This window comes from Streptomyces mangrovisoli (assembly GCF_000974985.2).
GTDB lineage: Bacteria > Actinomycetota > Actinomycetes > Streptomycetales > Streptomycetaceae > Streptomyces > Streptomyces mangrovisoli.
On record NZ_LAVA02000168.1, the window covers coordinates 1 to 3663 of the forward strand.

The window sequence follows — 3663 nt, forward strand, 5'->3', positions numbered from 1 at the left end:
CCGCCGCCGCCCACCCCGGCACCGCCCTGGTCGAGATCTACCAGAACTGCAACATCTTCAACGACGGCGCCTTCGACGCCCTCAAGGACCGCCACCAGGCCGAGAACACCCTCATCCGCCTCCACCACGGCGAACCCATCCGCTTCGGCACCGACAAAACCCGCGGCGTAGTCCGCGACCACACCACCGGCGACCTGCGCGTGGTCACCGTCACCGACACCAACGAAGCCGACCTCGTCGTCCACGACGCCCACGCCACCTCCCCGACCACGGCGTTCGCACTCTCCCGACTCGCCGACCCCGACACCCTGCACCACACCCCCATCGGCGTCTTCCGCGCCGTCGAACGCCCCGTCTACGACACCCAGATGTCCGACCAACTCGACGCAGCCATCGAGCAGAACGGCAAGGGCGACCTGGCCACACTCCTCGCGGGCGCAGACACCTGGACGGTCGTCGGCTAGCGGCGCCTCGATGCTCAACTCCCCTCTTCACCACGCAGCACTCGGATCTCAACGGCCGGCTCACTGTCTTCGAGCAGTGCGGCGATGCCGGCGAGATCGGCGAGGAGGCCGGCCGGCGCCTGATCGAGGTCGAGGGAGTGTTGCTGGATGTGAATGCCTGCGTTGCGGATGAAGTGGGTGGCCCGCGGAGCGTTGCCCTTGGCGTAGACGAGGTGCCCCGTGGGCAGGTGCAATGCGGTGCAATAGGCGAGGATTTGGTAGAGATCGGCGTCGGGGAAGCCCCCGGGCCGCTCGGCCTTGTATTTGGCGTCGACCACGGCGCGGGGGCGGCCGGACTCGTCGTACCAGACGAAGTCCGGCTTGACGCGGATGGTTTCGGCTGCGTCAAGGTGGATGTGGCGGGCCTGGAGCTCGGCGCAGCCGCCCCGTTCGCGAAGCACTTCGCGCAAGGCCAGGCAGACGAAGTCCTCGAACACCTTGTTCATGTCGAAGAGGAAGCCGTCGATACGGACCGCGCCTTGCTGGTGCTCCACCGAGGCACTGTTCAGGATCAGCTCGGCAAACCGGAGCGCCGGGTGGTAGCGGGCGTTCAGCCGGGAGGGTCGCCAGCGAGGCAGCAGATGCCCGGGGGTGAGAACCCCGACTCCGGCTAGTCGGGCCCGCAGGGCGAGCAGCCGCTTACGGACATCGGGGTGGACTCCGGGGAGGCGCAGCAGGCGAAGCGTGGCAGCGAGCAGAAGTCGGTTCTCGACGATGTCCGCTGTGAACTCGTCGTAGGAGACCTCGACCGGGAGCGCCAAGCCGAAGCGCCGGCGAAGTTGTTCCGTCTCGCGGATGCGGCCCAGGACCACCGCGGTGGACTCCTCCGTGTGCCGGTATCCCTGGAGCAAGCCCTGCCGTAGGGCCCGCTCCGCCAGGCGTTCGAAGGTGTGCGCGATGGCGGGGAGCAGGTCGATGTCCTCGCCGACCTGTACCTCACCGCCGTCCGAACGCTTCACGCCATACGGGTCGGCCACGTAACCGAGCAGGAAGAACAGACGGCGGATCGGAAGCTTCGGGGCGATCCGGAGTTCCGTGTCGTGGATTCGGGCCACGCCGACATAGTTCAGTGCCCGGATCTGCCAGCAGGTAGGGTCGCCGGGCACGTCGGCGTCGGGCCGCGCCTCCACGACGCCGGAGGCCGCCAGGGCTTGGCCCGTGGCGGCAGAGAGCCGTACCGCCTGCCAGCGGCCGTATTCGGTGAGACGCAGGGATGTGTCCGTCATCCAGCGTCGGTTCCCGGGACGGCGGCAGGTGGGACGGCGTCGCCGCGGTCCGTGGAGCTGATCCGGTCGGCAGCGAGGGCCCTACGCAGCACGGGAAGGCCGTAGCGCTTGGTGACGTCGGTACCGTCGCCGTAGTGGTGTTCCTCCAGCAGCGGGAGGATCTCGGTGCGCCAGACACGTTCCAGGCCGCCGTCGAGGTGGACGGACTCGCGCATCAAGTAGGAGGGACCGACGCGGAAGTCCTTGTCCTCGATACGCGCGTTGAGCGTGCGCAGCAGGCCTGGAACATCGGCTGCGGCGTGCGCGAGTCCTTCCCGAGCAAGCCAGCGCGGGAGCAGGTCGCGAGTCGGCTGTTCGTCCGGATGGAGAGCGAGGAAGGCGAAGCGACGGCGCATGGCGGCGTCGACAAGGGCGATGGAGCGGTCGGCGGTGTTCATCGTGCCGATGAGGTAGATGTTGGACGGGAGCGTGAACTCGCCCGAGTACTGCAGGTCGACCGTGCGGTTGCGATACTCCAGGACGAAGTACAGCTCGCCGAACACCTTGGCCAGGTTGGCGCGGTTGATCTCGTCGATGATCAGGAAGTGTGGGGTCTCCGGGTTCTCCTCCGCCGACGCGACGAGCTTTCGGAACGGCCCAGGGCGCAGCTCGAAGCCGACCGTACCGTCTGCTCCCGACCGCTGGACCGGACGGAAGCCCTCGAAAAAGTCCTCGTAGGCGTAGGAGGGGTGGAACTGAACCAGCTTGACGGCATGAGAGTCCCCGGCGAGGTGCTCGGCGACGGCCTGGGCCAAGAACGTCTTCCCGGTGCCGGGCGGCCCGTAGAAGATCACTTGGCGGCGATGGTCGAGCAGATCCCGGACCTCCTGCAGCCATGACAGGTCCACCAGCAGTTCGTCGGCCAGCTCGACGGTCGGATCCGGCAGGCTCAGCGCCCGGCGGCTGCTCGACACGTCGACCTCGCCCTCGGACGATTGGTCCAGCAACTCCGTCAGGACATCCAGCAGTTGAGTGAGGTCGACGACGTCGTGCTGGCTGCTGAGCTTCGCCTGAAGCTCCTCGGGCAGGTCGGAGTGGTCGGCCTCGACGGCTGACCAGTCGACGGTACGGCGGAGGTTGGAGCGTCCGTCCGGGGCGGTGGTGAACTCGGCAGGGCCGGTGACCGTGCCGAGGCGCAGTCGGCCTGCCGAGAAGGTGGCGATCAGATCGCCTGGATGCACGCGGTCGACGAAGACGGCGAGCTGGTCGGCCAGCTCTGTGCGCTGGTTGTAGGAGAGGTGGCCGTAACGGTCGTCGACGAGCAACTTGAGCTCGTCCTTCGACAACCCCTCAGGCAGGGACTGGAGGCGGGAAGCGGCAAGCGAACAGAAGCCCTCCGCCAACCACTTCGGCACCAGGTTCACTCCCTGGACCGCGGCACCGCGGATCAGCCACGCGCGCAGAACGGCGAGTCGCTCGCGGTCGACGGCGTCGGACCGGGCGAGCACTGCTCGGAGCTCATCGGCGCTGAGGCACTGGGCGAAGGGGGCCGCGCCGTCGGCTTCCAACGGCAATCCCTCGGCGGCGAGGAGCTGCCGCCACCTCTCGATCTGTTCCGGCACGGGGTGGATCTGATGCGGAGGCCTGCCGTCCGACCCGAGCACCCGTTGCCCGCCCGGCGGCCGGATGCCGCACAGCCAGGCCGCGAACCGGTCGGGATCAAGGTCAGCCATCTCCGCCACGTCCTCCAGGACCACCCACTGGCCCGGCAGGACGACTTCGAGGATCTTGGTGGCGTACTGGTAGCCGGCGCGGTGCTTGTCTGCGTAGCTCAGGGCAGAGCGCGTGACCTCCAGGAGGTCGTCCGGGTCGTCGGACTGAACCAGGGCGTGCCGGCCCAGACTGGTGATGCGCCAGACGCCCTTGGAGCCTCCCCCTGAGTGGTGGACACGCTG

At 68.2% G+C, this 3663-nt stretch carries 2 protein-coding genes and 1 pseudogene; 1 reads left to right on the forward strand and 2 read right to left on the reverse strand.

Annotated elements, in window-relative coordinates; all coding sequences use genetic code 11:
- A pseudogene (locus WN71_RS38880) lies at window positions 1–464 on the forward strand (2-oxoacid:ferredoxin oxidoreductase subunit beta); the annotation flags it as partial.
- 14 nt (window positions 465–478) lie between these two features.
- Here the strand turns inward: WN71_RS38880 and WN71_RS38885 are convergent.
- Together WN71_RS38885 and WN71_RS38890 are read right to left on the reverse strand one after the other, a co-directional pair.
- Window positions 479–1729: an McrC family protein gene (locus WN71_RS38885; protein WP_046592963.1), complete on the reverse strand. Its 1251-nt coding sequence runs from the start codon at window positions 1727–1729 to the stop codon at window positions 479–481.
- On the reverse strand, window positions 1726–3663 hold a 1938-nt coding region (locus tag WN71_RS38890), incomplete at its 5' end, for an McrB family protein (RefSeq protein WP_071369955.1). The genes WN71_RS38885 and WN71_RS38890, both read right to left, overlap by 4 nt.